Consider the following 15,482-nt stretch of genomic DNA (forward strand, 5'->3'; position numbering starts at 1 on the left):
GACGGGATTAAGGCAGCTGCAAGCTGCAAGCTTGAAGCTTGAAGCTTGTAGCTGAAAACTTGCAGCTTGCGGCTGCTCCTAAGGCATCACCGGCGGAACATACGTCAACGTCGTCCCCAACGCCCACAGCAAAAACAACACCAACGGCGTGTGCACCAGCAATTGCACAAACGAAAACCCGATCAGATCCCGCGCCTTCAGCCCCAGCACCCCAAGCAGCGGCAGCATATAGAACGGGTTGATCAGGTTCGGCAGCGCCTCGGCCGCGTTGTAGATCTGCACCGCCCAGCCCAGGTGGTATTGCAGGTCATTGGCCACTTGCATCACGTAGGGCGCTTCGATGATCCACTTGCCGCCGCCGGACGGGATGAAGAAGCCCAGCACCGCCGAGTACACGCCCATCAGCAGGGCGTAGGTGTCGTGGGAGGCGATGGAGGTGAAGAACAGCGAGATATGGTGCGCCAGGGTTTGACCGTCGCCGCCTTTGACCACGGTCATCAGCGCTGCAATCGAGCCGTACAGCGGGAATTGGATCAACACGCCCGTGGTGGTCGGCACGGCGCGGGCCACGGCATCGAGGAAGCTGCGCGGGCGCCAGTGCAGCAGCGCGCCGACCATGATGAACAGGAAGTTATAGGTGTTGAGCCCCGAAATGGCGCTGATTGCCGGTTTGCTCGAGAACTCGTGGAACAGCCAACCGGCCGCCAGCAGCGCCAGCGCAATCGTCAGCAGCGGGCTGTGCTCCAGCCATTCGCCGGGTCGGGTCGGCACCGGTGGCTTGGGCAGGTTGAACGCAGGGTCGACGCCGCAGGCCTTGGCATCCCGCGCGCTGTTCGGGCCCGGCGCGGTGGCGTAGGCGATGATCAGCGAGACCACGATCAGCGCCAACAACATCACGCCCGATTGCCACAGGAAGATGGTTTCGGTAAACGGGATCATCCCGGTGATCGCCAGGATCGACGGCGGCAAGCTGGCCGGGTTGGCCTGTAACTGCGCGGCCGACGAGGACAAGCCCAGCGCCCACACGGCGCCCAGGCCCAGATAGGCCGCGGCGCCAGCGGCACGGTAGTCCATGCGCAGGTCCGTGCGACGCGCCAGTGCACGCACCAGCAAACCGCCGAATACCAGGGACAGGCCCCAGTTGAGCAGGGAGGCCACCATGGAAATCAACGCGACCCAGGCCACGGCCGACCGGCCGTTCTTCGGGATGCGCGCCAGGCGGTCAATCAGCTTTACCGCAGGCGGCGAACTGGCCACCACATAACCACCGATCACCACAAAGGCCATCTGCATGGTGAAGGGAATGAGGCTCCAGAACCCGTCGCCAAACGCCTTGGCGGCTTCGGTGGGCGCAGCGCCCATGCCCAGGGTGGCCACGGCGACAACGATCACGGCGAGGGCGGCGAACACCCACGAGTCCGGGAACCAGCGCTCGGCGAAGGTGGAGCAACGCAGGGCAAATCGGGCATAGCGGCTTTCTTCGATAGCATCGGCCACGTGTCTTTCCTCTTGTATTTATTATGGGGTGGGCAGTTTTGCGGCATGTTCCGCTACGCTCATTGATTTGGGAATGTAGTTATCTTCATCGATCAATGAGTAAAACAAATATATCCGCCGCGATTGCCATCATCCGGTTCAACTCATAATCTGCACGCCATTTTGTTTGTCTGCCGAGCATGCACATGACTGCCACCGCTTCTTCACAGGCGCAGCGTTTTTCCCGCTCCGACTACAAAACCCTGGGCTTGGCCGCCCTCGGTGGCGCCCTGGAAATCTACGACTTCATTATCTTCGTGTTCTTTGCGCTGACCCTCAGCCAACTGTTCTTCCCCCCGCAAATGCCCGAGTGGCTGCGCCTGCTGCAAAGCTTCGGCATCTTCGTCACCGGCTACCTCGCCCGCCCGCTGGGTGGCATCCTGATGGCGCACTTTGCCGACCACTTGGGGCGCAAGCGCGTGTTCAGCTTGAGCATCCTGATGATGGCCTTGCCCTGCCTGCTGATCGGAGTCATGCCGACCTACGCGCAAATCGGCTATTTCGCACCGCTGATCCTGCTGGCGCTGCGCGTGTTGCAAGGCGCCGCGGTGGGCGGTGAAGTGCCCAGCGCCTGGACCTTCGTCGCCGAGCATGCCCCGCGCAGTCATCGTGGGTATGCCTTGGGGTTCCTGCAGGCCGGCCTGACCTTCGGTTACTTGCTCGGCGCGCTCACGGCCACGTTGCTTGCACAGGTCTTCACCCCGGCCGAGATTCTCGACTATGCCTGGCGTTTCCCCTTCCTGCTCGGCGGCGTGTTTGGCGTGATCGGCGTATGGCTGCGCCGCTGGCTCAACGAAACCCCGGTATTCCTCGAAATGCAGGCCCGCCGCCAGGCTGCCGCCGAACTGCCGCTGCGCACCGTGTTGCGCGACCACCGCGCCGTGTTGCTGCCGGCGATGATCCTTACGTGCGTGCTGACGTCGGCGGTGGTGGTGCTGGTGGTCATCACCCCCACCATGATGCAGAAAACCTTCGGCATGAGCCCCAGCCACACCTTTGCCTTGAGCGCGCTGGGGATTGTGTTTCTCAACATCGGTTGCGTATTGGCCGGCCTGCTGGTGGACCGCATCGGCGCCTGGCGCGCGGTGCTGGTCTACAGCCTGCTGCTGCCGGTGGGGGTGTTTATCTTGTATGCCAGCCTGATCAGCGGCGGGGTCTGGCTGGGCGCCGCGTATGCCGTGGCCGGCTTGAGCTGCGGGGTGGTGGGCGCGGTGCCGTCGGTGATGGTCGGGCTGTTTCCGGCGCCGGTGCGGGTGTCGGGGATTTCCTTCACCTACAACATTGCCTACGCGCTGTGGGCGAGTACCACACCGCTGCTGCTGATTGCGTTAATGCCCGCCAGTCCGTGGATTTGCGTGGGGTATTGCGGGGTGATGGGGGCGGTGGGCGTGGCGAGTGTGGCGCTGTTCGGCAAGCGCCACACCTTGGCTGGCTGAGGCTCAGGTCAGGACGATGATCGTGATTCATGTGGGAGGGGGCTTGCCCCCGATAGCGGTGTGTCAGCCAGCCTGTCTGTCGCTGATACACCGCCATCGGGGGCAAGCCCCCTCCCACATTGGTTTTGTGGTGTTTTCAGGTTCGTGGCAGGCATTCGATGGTGCGGTTTATCACCGTTTTGGCCATTTCCAGCAGATGCCATGCAGCATGGATTCTTGCGCGGTCGTGGGGTTGCAGGTGATCGCAACAGTCCCACACCGTGGCCGATGCGCTGTTGATCAGATGGGAAATGTAAAGTTGAGCGTCTTCGAAGCTGAGTTCTTCATTGACGACGAGGCAATCCATGGGCGGATCGGGCAGTGCTTTGGTCATGGTGTAACTCCTATTGAACAAGGGAGCGACCACCAACGCTGCTAAACGTGAGGTGGCAGCTGTACGCGGGTTAGCAGACCGGTCAATAGGAAAACCAGCGCACCCGAAGGTGCCCCACGTACAGCCGCCATAATGCGGTGACAACGTGTGCCTATTGAACTCAGGCTGCTAAACCCGATCACTGAATTTCAGTGACGGGTCGAAGACTAGCCATCGATTCCAACAGGCACAAGGCGGCGGGGATTGTCTCGGAAACGTCCTGCAATTTAAAGGGACACGGCTTGCTGGCCCTTTACAAACCATGACGAAATGCCAGCAACGCCACCTTATCCAAAAGGTGGGAGGGGGCTTGCCCCCGATGAGGCCGTGTCAGTAACGCATCCGAAACTGACCCACCGCTATCGGGGGCAAGCCCCCTCCCACATTGAATGCATTTCAGGTCTTGAGTCAGCGTCCGAGCATTTTCACCCAGCGCGACGGCGGCATGCCGTAGGTGCTGCGAAACTGCCGGGTCATGTGGCTCTGGTCGGTGAAGCCCGCGCTCATCGCCGCATCCACCAAGGGCTCGCCCTGGGCCAATAATTGGCGCACCAGGTCCAGCCGGCGCATGGTCAGGTAGCGGTAGGGGCTGGTGCCGAACAGCAAGCGGAAATCCCGCGACAGCGCCCAGCGGTCGCGCCCGGCGTGATCAGCGATTTCATCCAGGGTGAGGCTGCGGCCCAGGGCGCTGTGGATAAATTCCCGGGCGCGCTCGGCGGCGATGTAATCAAAGGATTTGCGGCTTGTGATGACGCCGGACGCAGCGCTGAGCGTATGGGCCAGGTCGAACATGGCGTCCTGCTCCTGCATCGGGTCGATCGGGCAGTCCAGGCTTTGCAGCAATACCTCGCTGGCGCGGTGCAGCCGCGGGTCGGTGGACACGCCGCCGGGTATGAAGGGCAGCGGCTTGCCGCCGAGGATCTGCTGGATCAGCGCCGGTTCTACATAGATCATCCGGTACTTGAAACCCTCATCGCTGCCCGCGCGGCCGTCATGGATTTCATCGGGGTGAATCACCATGGTGGTGCCGGGCAAACTGTGGGTCATGCCGCCGCGATAGTGGAAACTCTGCACACCGAACAGCGTGCGCCCGATGGCGTAGGTGTCATGGCGATGAGGGTCGAACGCAAAGCCGGCAAAGTAGGCTTCGATACGGTCCAGGCCACTGGCGTGCGGCGCGCGGTGCAGCCAGTCCAGCGTGTGGGTAGGGTTGCCCATGGTGACTGTCACAAAAGGAGGTGGAAACACGTTAGCCGAGTCTGCGCCCCTTGTCTGCCGGGGTCTTGTACGATTGTGCAGTTGTTCGGCCAGGCCTATGATCCAGGCTGCGTATTGCCTTGAAGGAGCTGGCCGCGATGGAACTGTTCAACCCCGCTTATGTGGCGCCGCTGGTCTCGTTGGCCCTGCTGTGGACGGTGGCCGTGGTCACGCCCGGGCCCAACTTCTTCAACACCGCCCAATTGGCCGCCAGTTGTTCGCGCCGACATGGTGTAGTGGCCTCGGCGGGCGTGGCCACCGGTACGATCCTGTGGGGGTTGGCGGGTGGGCTGGGGATCAAGTCGCTGTTTACGGCCGCGCCTATGTTGTACCTGGCGTTCAAGATCATCGGTGGCTGCTATTTGATTTATCTGGGGCTGAAACTGTTCAAGCGCTCGGCAACCAGCATGGGCCAGACTCCATTGCCGGATGCGGCGCGGCGCTCGCTGTTTTCCGCCTGGCGTCTGGGGCTGTTGGGTAACCTGTCCAACCCCAAGGCGGCGCTGTTCGTCGCCACTATCTTCGCATCCACCATGCCGCCGTCGCCTTCGCCGGTGTTGCTGACGTTGGCGGTGATCGTCATGGCGACCTTGTCGTTCAGTTGGTACACCAGTGTGGCGCTGCTGTTTTCCAGTGAACGCATGGCCACTCTTTACAGCCGTTCGCGTAAATGGCTCGATCGTTTTGCCGGGGGATGCTACGTCTTGTTCGGTTCACATCTGATCGCGAATCGCTGACCGTCCGTTACACGGCTTAAATGGGTGGTGAGGGAGCAAGCGCCCTCCCACCCAGGTTGAATCAGTCGCCCAGTGCTTCGCCTTCGCGCCGCGGGTCCGCACCCCCGCTCAATGACACCTTGCCCTGGGCATCACGCGTGCGAACGATCGCCTGGACGCCGCTGGTCATGTCGATTTCGCTCAGTTCGTGACCTCTACTCTTCAAGGCCTGCTTCACGCCCGGGCTGAACAGCCCGGCTTCCAACTCGGTTGCGCCATTGCGGCTGCCGAAGTTCGGCAGGCTGATAGCGGCCTGCGGGTCGAGTTTCCAGTCCAGCATCGCGACCAGTGTTTTGCTCACGTATTCAATGATCTGCGAGCCGCCCGGCGAACCCACGGTGGCCAGCAACTCACCGCTCTGACGGTCGAATACCAGGGTCGGCGCCATGGCCGAGCGCGGGCGTTTGCCGGGTTGTACGCGGTTGGCGACGGGTTGGCCGTTTTCTTCGGGGATGAACGAGAAATCGGTCATCTGATTATTGAGCAAAAAGCCCTGGACCATGACGTGGGAGCCGAACGCCGCCTCGACCGAGGTGGTCATCGATACGGCGCCGCCCTGATCATCCACGGCCACCACTTGCGAGGTGGAAATGCGCAGTGGCGAGCGGTCCGGCGCGTAGGCCACCTGAAGGCCTGCCGGTTGACCCGGCTTGGCGATGCCCATGCTGCGCTCACCGATCAGTGCGGCGCGCCGGGCCAGGTAATCTGGTGCAACGAGACCGGCAACCGGCACCGGCGTGAAGTCCGCATCAGCCACGTATAGCGCTCGGTCGGCGAACGCCAGGCGCCCGGCTTCGGCGATCAGATGCACGGCTTCGGGCGTGGGTTCAAGCCCGGCCGGCGAGGGACTCTTGAGCGGCGTCATCGGCGCGATGGCCAGGCGCGGATCGCGCGTTTGCAGCGCCTGCAATGTGCCGAGGATTTGCGCAACAGCGATCCCACCCGACGACGGCGGCGGCATGCCGCAGACTTTCCACTGCTTGTAGTCGGTACACAACGGCGTGCGCTCCTTGGCGGCGTAGCCCTGAAGGTCCGCCTGGGTCAAGCTGCCGGCATTGCGATTGCCCTGCACCTTGCGCGCGATTTCATCGGCAATCGGGCCGTGATACAGCGCGTCCGGCCCCTCCTTGGCGATACGCTTGAACACCTTCGCCAGCGCCGGGTTCTTCAACAGCGTGCCAGTGGCTTTTGGCGAACCATCGGTATTCAGAAAGTAAGTGGCCATGTCCGGCGATTGCGCGATAAAGCGGTCTGCGGCAATCAGGCTGTGCAGGCGTGGGGAGATTGCGAAACCCTGTTCGGACAACCGGATCGCCGGTTCGAACAGCTGGGTCCACGGCAGGTGGCCGTTCTTTTTATGCGCCATTTCCAGTGCCCGCAATACCCCCGGCGTGCCCACCGAACGCCCGCCGATCTGCGCATCGGTAAACGCCATGGGCGTACCGTCGGCCTTCAGGAACAACCGCTCTGTCGCCCCGGCTGGGGCGGTTTCCCGGCCGTCATAGGCGTGCACGTTTTCGCCGTCCCACAGCATGATGAATGCGCCGCCGCCGATGCCGGACGATTGCGGTTCCACCAGCGTCAGCACCGCTTGCATGGCGATCGCCGCATCGATTGCCGAACCGCCCCGGCGCAACATTTCGCGTCCGGCTTGGGCAGCCAGTGGGTTGGCAGCGGCAGCCATATGGCGGGCTGCGTGACGAGTGGCGAGGTCGGTGCGATAGCCCGACCCCAGCTCCGGTGCGGGTGGTTGTTCATTGACCGTGGTGTGGCAGCCGGCAAGGGCGAGCGTGATGGCAACGGTTGATAGTTGACGGCGGGAAATAAAAAGCACGCGTTGAACTCCGTTCATTTTGAGAATGACCTGATCTTCCTGTCGCAAGACTTTAGCGCAGCAGAGAGGGGGATGGTCCGGATTGATTGGTTTTTTCCGGTCGGGCCCGCCGGGCTGGGTTTGCGTAATGCTGGAACCAAACCGAGGAAAATACTCACTCGGTAACTGGTATTTATCTATTTCTGGAGCCTGCTATGCACAGAAGAGTAGATGGTCTGCCCCACGCACAACATGACGTCATCGAGCATGCTCATGTCGATAATGCACATTCCCGCCCGGCCACAGAGCCTGCCCAGCCGTTACCCTCCTACCAATCGTTGAATCCCGCTTCAATGCTGTTCGATATCCGCCTCAAAGGTGGGCGGCTGGAACCTGATACAACCCTGGTGGGACGTGATATCGCCCGCCATCTCAATGCGCCGAACAAGCATTATGTCGCTGATGGCGCCTCGGTCGCCGGCACGTTGCGTTTCAAGGATGAGCGAGATTACCTGTTTCATATTCAGCCCACGCCTGCTGTTGCGGCGGTATTCAGAAGCAGCCTGCCCGAGACTGATGGCGGTGAAGGTCGCGTATCGCCGGGCCCCGGTCGGGGACACTTGGGAAGCGTAAGCGGTGTACAGACGACCGCCGAGGGCAAGCAATTTCGTCTGGATCAGGGACGCCTGTATCGCTTCGAACCCCTTGCCCTGTCCTGGTTGCCCGACGCCGACAACCGCACCTACAGCCGTATCGGGCTGACCCGTGAAGGGCAACTGTTGAAGACCCCTCCGCAGGCGCTGGACAGCAGTGCGCAGGGGCGGACCTCGGCGGTGTTGCGCCAGGCTCAGGGCGCATCGGTCGTGCAGATTCAAGGTGCCGACGTGGCGGATGCACGCCCGGTCGATGAACGCGGCGCGCCTGTGCAACTTACGCGAGTCGGCTTGTCTGGCGGCACGCTGTATGGCGCCACGGCTGACGGTGAACTGCTGCGCGCGGACACGCGGCTGGCGCGGGACGGCACGCTGCCGATGGTTGCGCAATCGCTCGTACCGCTGGAGCAGGCGCTGAAGGGCGCAGTGCGTGTCGAGGGGTTCTTCCATGATGACGCCGGGCAGCTCAATGCCCAGGTTCGTGATGCCCGGCAGCAATTGCACAGCGTGCCGTTGGATAGGGCTGGCGCACTGCGCCCTGAGTGGAACCTCAGCGACGTGCTGGTCAAGGGCATCGAGAAAGGCCTGCCGTTGCCCAGCCTCCAGGCATTGACGACAGCCGTCGATCTTGGGCTGCGGGGCAAGGTTGCGTTTGATTCCGGCACATTGCTGAGCTGGGATGCGTCGGCGCAACGTTGGGACACAAGCGCACAACAGGGCGTGGCACATCTGGAACGAGGGCTGGATGGACGCGCCTATGCGCTCCAAGCAGGGCAACTCAAAGCGGTGAATGTAACAAAGGTACGTGACCCGGTCTTTGAGGGGGCCAGTCATGAATTGAGCGCACTGCCCAAGCCTCGTCCCCAGGTGTCACTTGAGGAGGTACTTGCGGGCGATATCCAGCGTCCTGTCACTGGCTTTGCCGTAGCCGACGGCCGCAACTTTGTAACCGTCGATAAAGACCATCAGCTCCAGGCCTGTGTGGACGGAGTGGTCGGTCCGTTACGGCTTTCACCGGCGCTCGCAATCAAAACACTGGCGCTGGATCATGAAGCCAATCTTTATGCACACACTCAGGTGGGCGAATTGTTCAAGCTCGATCGCCGCGCCTGGCAAGGCAGCGAGGATGCCGCGCCCCGCTGGAGCAAGGTTGAACTGCCGCAGGGCCAGTCTTTGGAGTCCCTGCGGATGGGGGCTGACCGGCACTTGATTGGCGGTTGGGACAAGCAGTTCCATCGACTGGATAACGCGGCCCCAAGCGCAATGGCGTGGGGGCCGGTGCGACCGGCGGTGCAGGAGGCTTCATTGGCCGATACGTTAGCGGCCGGCCAGATGCGCACGCCTGTGTCAGGGGGCGCGCTGACGGCCAGCAGCAATGTGCTTGGGCAAACACGCGAAGGGATGCCCATCAAGCGCAATTTTCTCCAGGGGATCAAATCGCACTTCCATCCTTTGCAAGCGCTGGGTGAGAAAGGCCAGTCCATTGGGCATCACATCAATGGTCGCCGGGGATTGGAGAGCGTATACGTTGACGATAAGCGCCTTCACCAACAGCTCGAGTCGCTCTCAAGGAGCAAGCCGGTTGGCGCTGACCTGAGTACTCGCCTTGCGGCCATGAGCGAGCCCGGGCCGCGACAGGCACTGGCCGAGCAGCTCAGCCAGGCGTTGGCCAAGGTCGAAGAAAGCAGCCAGTCGTGCGCCCGCCTGATCGGCGACCTGCATGGGCTGACAGTTGATGCACAGCCCAAGCTCAGCCGAACGGTGGTGAGCGCCGAGTCGACGCTGCACCAGTTGTATGAAGCATTCAAGCGGGTCGAACCTTCAGCGCAGAAGACCACGGCAGCGCTGCTGGCCAACTTCGAAGGGCAAGGCTTGAGGTTGCCCGAGTGGAAACCGGAGCGCAAACGAGATTCCAGTCATCCTTCGGCGCTCGTCGAAGGCGATCTGATTCACCATGCCGGCACGCTTAAGCAATTGGCTGGGATGGTTGAAGAACTGAGCAGTACGTCCGGCCATAGCCCAAGCGCCTTGAAAAGAATCGAGGCGTCGCTGGAGGCAGTGATGAAAGGCTTTGAAGAGGGCCCTGTGCACACGCTGTCCAGCCAGCAGATTGTCAGCTACGACCAGGCGGAATCCCTGTATGACAACTTCAAACTGCTGGCCAAGGATCTTGGCACTCCAGGGTCCGCCTTGCATTGGCATCTTTCGGGGCTGCTGGGATTGCCCGCCGATGCGTCCATTACGGATGTGATGACACGGCAAGTGCAGCAGATGGACACGGGTCATGCCCTGAACACCAGCCGCACCCAAGGGGTGAGCGTCGCAGCGCTGGTGACCGGCATAAAGCCGGTGGCGCCAGTGGAGTTTTTTCTGGGCGGTTCCAGGTCTCATACCCATGGTGTGAACATCAGTCGTACCGACACCGGTGCGCGGGTTGAGATCAGCACCGAGGGCACATATCGGTTGGCTGGATCCGTGGGCTCGGGTGTGACCTTGGGTAAAGGCGGCGCTGCGCTGGGGCCGGGCCTGAGGGTCGCGGGCGAGTTGACGGCTGCCGTTGCGCATAACAAGGGGGCTACCCTTGGTTTTAATGTAAAAGAGGCCGACTTTGGCAAGATGATGTCGATTCTGATGGGGCAGTCTGGCGGTTTCCACGACTTGTTGGCATTGGGAGAAAAACACGCGACGGGCACAAGCTCGAAACTCAGTGGTGATGTCAATCTGGATGCGCTCGCGCAACTGCGTTTGATGTATAGCCCGCAAGAGAATATTACCGAATTGGACTCAGTGCTTCGCGCCGGTATTGGAGGGGTGGGTAGTCTGAATCTTATGCATTTGGACAAGAGCCGAAGTACCACGCATTCAACGACGGGCACCAGCCGAGGCGAGGGACGCAGCGCTCAATTATTGAGGCACGGCGCAGTAGGCGCCAACTTCGCGCCTGTCAACGCGCTGGCGATCGCCGGCCGTGATGCCAGCAACGGGCCGGCAGCCATAGCTTTTGCTTTGCCGGAACTGTCGGTCATGGTGAAGTTCGATCGCACACAATCGAAGGCCTTCAATTTTTCGTTCAAGCCGCCGGCCCCCGTCACTCAGTCTCAGGTTGACGATATTCGAGACAGCCTGTCGCGGTACTCACCGCAATGGAGCCGGGATTTAGCCACCATCGCCGCGTCGAGCGCGCAAGGTTCTGCCGATGAACAACTGATCACGCTACAGCAGTTTCTGGCGACTCACCCACCGTTGGCGACCAAGCTGGATGACTATGAAGCTATCAGTCAGTCGCTGGGTAAAGTGTTGATTCAACAGGACCTGATGAAAGCTGGCTTACGTCAGTTGGCCTCGGTCGAGTCATCAGTCACACGTGTTGGGGTGCGCGATGATGAGCAGCATGGCTGGCTGGACGATGTCGCACCGGGCAACAAGGCAGCTATCGTGCAATGGCTCAGGGATGACCCGCAATTGGCCCATATCATCAAACAACTGCAGCAGGGTGAAGGCACCTCTGTGACGCTCGGCATGGAACTCAAACCGCAGGTTCTGCGCATGATCGAGCATCGTCACCTGGCGGGCGAAAGCACCGAGCCGTTGATCAAGCGAGCGCTGAAAGATCCCAACAACCTGCGTGTGAAAAGCATGGGCATGAACTATACCGCGACCCAGACCCATGGCATGTCGTTGCCGTTCCCGACCAATATCAGCTTCTCCAGCAGCGCCTCGCTCAGTCATACGCAAAAGCATGTCAACGTCGACTTCGAATACGGAGCAAATGCGGACAAACCGTTGCGCATGAACCTGAACAATACGTTGAGCCCCCTGCCACGCCACGACCTGACCGTTGACTTGGCGGACCAGCGTATCAGAACACCCAATGCGATGGCCTGAAAGGTAGCCGCAGGGATGACTGGGCAACCGACATGAATAAGCGGCTTACCTGAGGGCAAGCCGCTGTGTTTTACAGATAAATCACACCCTGCATATACAGCGCGGCCTTACCGGAGATGATCACCCGGTCACCGCGCAGCTCGCAGCGCAATTGACCTTTGCGCGTGCCGCCTTGCTCGGCGGTCAATTGCGATTTGCCCAGGCGCTCGGCCCAGAACGGTGCCAGCGACGTATGCGCGGAGCCCGTGACCGGGTCTTCATTGACCCCCACATTCGGGCCGAACCAGCGCGAAACAAAGTCAAAGCGCGTGCTCTTGGCGGTGACGGCAATCCCGCGTTTAGGCAGGCCCTTGAGCCTTGCGAAATCCGGCGTGAGTGCGGCCACTTGTGCTTCATCTTCCACCAGCACGATATAGTCATCGGTGCCGAACACCTCGGCGTTTTCGATCCCCAATGCACTTAGCATTCCGCTTGGCGGCTCGCAGCGCTCCGGTTGCCTGGCCGGGAAGTCCATGGCCAGTTCGTCGCCGTTGCGCGTCACCCGCAGCTCGCCGCTGCGCGTGGCGAAGCGCAACACGCGCGGCGCGCCCGGCAACTTGTGAATCAGCACCCACGCCGCTGCCAGCGTGGCGTGGCCACACAGGTCCACTTCGACTTCCGGGGTAAACCAGCGCAGTTCATAAAGGTCGCCACGGGGCACGAAGAACGCAGTTTCCGACAGATTGTTTTCGGCGGCGATGTGTTGCAGTTGCTCGTCCGTCAGCCACTCGGTGAGCGGGCATACCGCCGCAGGATTGCCGCCAAAGGCGTGCTGGCTGAAGGCGTCGACTTGGTAGATGTCCAGTTGCATCGGGAGCGCTCCGTGGTGGGGGAGGCTGGACACTAACAGCGGCTCCCGGGGGCGTCAAAATACAGATGGGTAGTATTTTTGAGCGTGAGCACCTTGGCGACACTTTCCTGCGCGCATAAAAAAACGGCCTACCTTTCGGTAAGCCGTTTTTAGTACTTGGTGGCTACACAGTCATTTGAACAGGAGTCCTAAGATTTTGTATTTATAATATTTTCTGAATACTAAATCATTAAGGCATACACATAGGCATACACACTGACGGACTTTCAACGGCTACTGCCCTGATATCTGTGCTTGGCATCGCGTCGTTCATCTCAACAAAACGATGTTCCAGACTGAATCGCGGCGGGTTTCGTATGTACCTCTTTGCCTTAAAATGAGGCCAATTAGGAGGTGCCATGAGCAACCCGCGTTACCCAGAAGAATTCAAAATCCAATTGGTCAATCGAGTAACCGAAAAGAAGCTGCCTGTCGCTGATGTGATGGCCCGCCTTGGCGTGTCGACGCATAGCCTCTATGCCTGGATAAAACGCTACAGCAAACCTTTAGAAGAACGATAGCAAGACGATCATTACCCCTCTGAACTGCGTCGTCTGCGAGCGGAATTCAAGCGCGTTATTGAATAGCGATACATATTAAAAAGGTCGCCGCGTACTTCGCCAAGGAGCACGGCTGAAGTACGCCTTTATGAAGCAGTGCGCAGGCGACTGTTCGATTTGACGGCTTTGCCTGGCGCTGAAAGTCCATCCCAGCGGTTATTACGCCTGGCTTTCTGAGCCGCAATCTGTACGCCCCCAAGACGACCGACGACTGCTGGGTTTGATCAAGCATTCCTGGCTGGAGAGCGGCGGCGTTTATGGCTATCGCAAAATCCATGACGATATGCGCGAGGTCGGTGAGGATTGTGATCGTCATCGTATGGCAAAGCTTATGCGTCTTGAAGGTCTGTATTCTCAGACAGGTTATCGACGCCGCCCAGGAAAGTACGGCGGTAATCGAGCGGTCGCCTCATCCAATCAGCTGACGCGCCAGTTAGTTGTCGTGGAACCCAACAAGGTTTGGATCACCGACACCACGTACTTACGTACGAATGAAGGCTGGTTGTATTTGGCGGTGGTGCTAGACCTGTTTTCTCGTCAGGTCGTTGGCTGGTCAACTAATTCGCAGATGACCAGTGATTTGCAACCCCCAGAATACGAATTTTACTGGTCGACGACGAGTTCGAGGCGCGCGAAACGCTTGCTGCCTGGCTAATGCAGCTTGGGCATGAGGTTGTCGCCGTCTACGATGCGACCGCCGCTCTAGAGGACTGAAGGACGATAAAACGCCATCGCATTGATGACCAGTGACGTTGGCTTGAGCGGTTACATAGATGGATGCGAACTGCCCACAAGTGCCGAATGCTGTATTACCAACTACCAGCGTTGCTCATTACTGGATATGCCGGCCTTGACCTGGAACACCGGATACCAAACGATACCGCGGTGCTCGTTAAGCCATTCGACATGCACATCTTGATACCATCAATTTCCAACTGCCTGAACGGGAATCCATAGTTAAATCTGTATCGCGAGCAAGCACCCAATCGGTGCATGTTAATGGGCTTGCCAGAGGCTTCATGGCCAACGTGAAAGTGATCAGCTATTGCCGCGTTATTGGGCTTCAGCCTGACCTACCCAGTCTATGTTTCTCCGCGCAGTTGCAAAACTATGTGGGGCTTGTTATCGCTCTCAATCATAGCGCGAATGCGTAACTTGATTGTCTCAATGGAAAAGCCCGCTGTTGGCGGGCACATGTCAAACAAGTCTGAAGTGTCGCACTACAATTGATCAGTCGCCCGGCTTGTGCTTGTGTGGTGGCAAGGTCGGGTGTTTTTTCTCGCTAGGCGGATCTACATGCCGTCTGCGATCATCCTGACCGTCCTCGCGCTTAGGTTTGGGTCCCGGTTTGATGTCAGTAAACATGACGTACTCCTGTGATGAATGGATAAGCGGGTTAAAGGTAGCTATCGTTATACAATCAGCGAATTGGATGTTGCCGTCTCGAAAAAAGTTGCTCCACCTGGGAATATGCGTGGAAGTGCTTTTATGACGTGGTGACTGGCGTATCACCCACTGGGGCTGTCATAACGCTGCCGTTGGCTTTACGCCAACGGAAATGCTGGAAACAGGCAAGAAGTGAGGGCGTTGGTAATGGCAGCAGCTGGGCGCTAATTACACATCGGGCTGATCCAGGCCTCGCTGTATTGTTAAAGCGTTAATTGCCCACACACTTTGTTGATAGGGGGGCGTCGATAGACGCTTTACCAACGTAGCCACTCCAAACACGATGTAGCGATGGTTACTGAAAAAAAGGATTGATCCATAAAAAATACTGGCGGCAAGCGGCACCGTATGACGTTGCCACAAACTTGCCCAGGTACAGTTTTGAGTTCACCGCGGCTGATGAGGATACACGTCCCCGCGTGATCGATAACTCTCAAGCCATGGGTGTGCCGCGCCGGCATTTTTTTGTGTGGGACACCACCAACGATTCCCACAAGCCGGTGTACATAACCCTGACCAGGGACGGCGAAACGTTTGGACCAGCGGGTTGAATACACGCCGCGTGCCGTGAACGGCATGAAAAGGCAGGCCCTTATGTCAAATGCCAACCTTGGGACATGGGCGAGTCAAACCGCGGGATACCTGCTGGTAGTTACCACAGGCTTATTAATTCTTGGCGTCGCTCAGGAGCTAGTGATCGATACCTCCTTCTCGATGAATAAATGGGGCCTCAGGACGGTGTATACGCTTGCCAGCGAGCCAGCTAGGTATTGGGGCATGCGTGCTATCGCATAGCACGATTGCGCTGGTCCTAAGCGC

General features: G+C 59.7%; 8 protein-coding genes and 1 pseudogene. 4 read left to right on the top strand and 5 right to left on the bottom strand.

What is annotated here, in order from left to right; genetic code table 11:
* Positions 1–78: 78 nt before the first annotated feature.
* Positions 79–1,497, bottom strand: a complete 1,419-nt coding sequence (locus BFQ04_RS14180; RefSeq protein ID WP_065951364.1) for a short-chain fatty acid transporter — start codon at positions 1,495–1,497, stop codon at positions 79–81.
* Between the two features lie 185 nt (positions 1,498–1,682).
* Between BFQ04_RS14180 and BFQ04_RS14185 the strand changes: the two genes are divergently transcribed.
* The gene (locus tag BFQ04_RS14185; RefSeq protein WP_065951365.1) at positions 1,683–2,972 is read left to right on the top strand and encodes an MFS transporter; all 1,290 of its coding nucleotides are present in this window, start codon (positions 1,683–1,685) and stop codon (positions 2,970–2,972) included.
* 136 nt (positions 2,973–3,108) lie between these two features.
* Here BFQ04_RS14185 and BFQ04_RS14190 read toward each other — a convergent pair whose 3' ends face one another.
* Together BFQ04_RS14190 and BFQ04_RS14195 are read right to left on the bottom strand one after the other, a co-directional pair.
* A complete protein-coding gene (locus tag BFQ04_RS14190; protein ID WP_065951366.1) occupies positions 3,109–3,345 on the bottom strand; it encodes a hypothetical protein in 237 nt (78 codons plus the stop codon).
* 447 nt (positions 3,346–3,792) lie between these two features.
* The gene (locus BFQ04_RS14195; RefSeq protein ID WP_065951367.1) at positions 3,793–4,602 is read right to left on the bottom strand and encodes an AraC family transcriptional regulator; all 810 of its coding nucleotides are present in this window, start codon (positions 4,600–4,602) and stop codon (positions 3,793–3,795) included.
* A gap of 137 nt (positions 4,603–4,739) precedes the next feature.
* Here BFQ04_RS14195 and BFQ04_RS14200 point away from each other — a divergent pair, with 137 nt between their 5' ends.
* Positions 4,740–5,378 (top strand): LysE family translocator, encoded by a 639-nt coding sequence (locus tag BFQ04_RS14200; RefSeq protein ID WP_065888066.1) that lies wholly within the window; start codon positions 4,740–4,742, stop codon positions 5,376–5,378.
* A gap of 61 nt (positions 5,379–5,439) precedes the next feature.
* Here BFQ04_RS14200 and ggt read toward each other — a convergent pair whose 3' ends face one another.
* Positions 5,440–7,269, bottom strand: a complete 1,830-nt coding sequence (gene ggt, locus BFQ04_RS14205) for a gamma-glutamyltransferase (protein ID WP_065951368.1) — start codon at positions 7,267–7,269, stop codon at positions 5,440–5,442.
* 314 nt (positions 7,270–7,583) lie between these two features.
* On the opposite strand from ggt, the gene BFQ04_RS14210 reads away from it, so the two are divergent.
* Positions 7,584–11,768 (top strand): AvrE-family type 3 secretion system effector, encoded by a 4,185-nt coding sequence (locus BFQ04_RS14210; protein WP_256544583.1) that lies wholly within the window; start codon positions 7,584–7,586, stop codon positions 11,766–11,768.
* Positions 11,769–11,838: 70 nt separating this feature from the next.
* On the opposite strand, the gene BFQ04_RS14215 is transcribed toward BFQ04_RS14210, so the two are convergent.
* A complete protein-coding gene (locus tag BFQ04_RS14215; RefSeq protein ID WP_065951370.1) occupies positions 11,839–12,618 on the bottom strand; it encodes a PhzF family phenazine biosynthesis protein in 780 nt (259 codons plus the stop codon).
* Between the two features lie 398 nt (positions 12,619–13,016).
* Between BFQ04_RS14215 and BFQ04_RS29315 the strand changes: the two are divergent.
* Positions 13,017–13,800, top strand: a pseudogene (locus BFQ04_RS29315) (IS3 family transposase); the annotation flags it as partial.
* Positions 13,801–15,482 lie beyond the last annotated feature (1,682 nt).

The organism is Pseudomonas sp. 37 R 15 (assembly GCF_900004865.1).
GTDB lineage: Bacteria > Pseudomonadota > Gammaproteobacteria > Pseudomonadales > Pseudomonadaceae > Aquipseudomonas > Aquipseudomonas fluorescens_AM.

What these genes read in the sequence shown, in the direction of transcription:
- BFQ04_RS14185 (WP_065951365.1), top strand. Translation starts at nt 1,683, where the DNA reads ATGACTGCCACCGCTTCTTCACAGGCGCAGCGTTTTTCCCGCTCCGAC.
- BFQ04_RS14190 (WP_065951366.1), bottom strand. Translation starts at nt 3,345, where the DNA reads ATGACCAAAGCACTGCCCGATCCGCCCATGGATTGCCTCGTCGTCAAT.
- BFQ04_RS14195 (WP_065951367.1), bottom strand. Translation starts at nt 4,602, where the DNA reads ATGGGCAACCCTACCCACACGCTGGACTGGCTGCACCGCGCGCCGCAC.
- BFQ04_RS14200 (WP_065888066.1), top strand. Translation starts at nt 4,740, where the DNA reads ATGGAACTGTTCAACCCCGCTTATGTGGCGCCGCTGGTCTCGTTGGCC.
- ggt (WP_065951368.1), bottom strand. Translation starts at nt 7,269, where the DNA reads ATGAACGGAGTTCAACGCGTGCTTTTTATTTCCCGCCGTCAACTATCA.
- BFQ04_RS14210 (WP_256544583.1), top strand. Translation starts at nt 7,584, where the DNA reads ATGCTGTTCGATATCCGCCTCAAAGGTGGGCGGCTGGAACCTGATACA.
- BFQ04_RS14215 (WP_065951370.1), bottom strand. Translation starts at nt 12,618, where the DNA reads ATGCAACTGGACATCTACCAAGTCGACGCCTTCAGCCAGCACGCCTTT.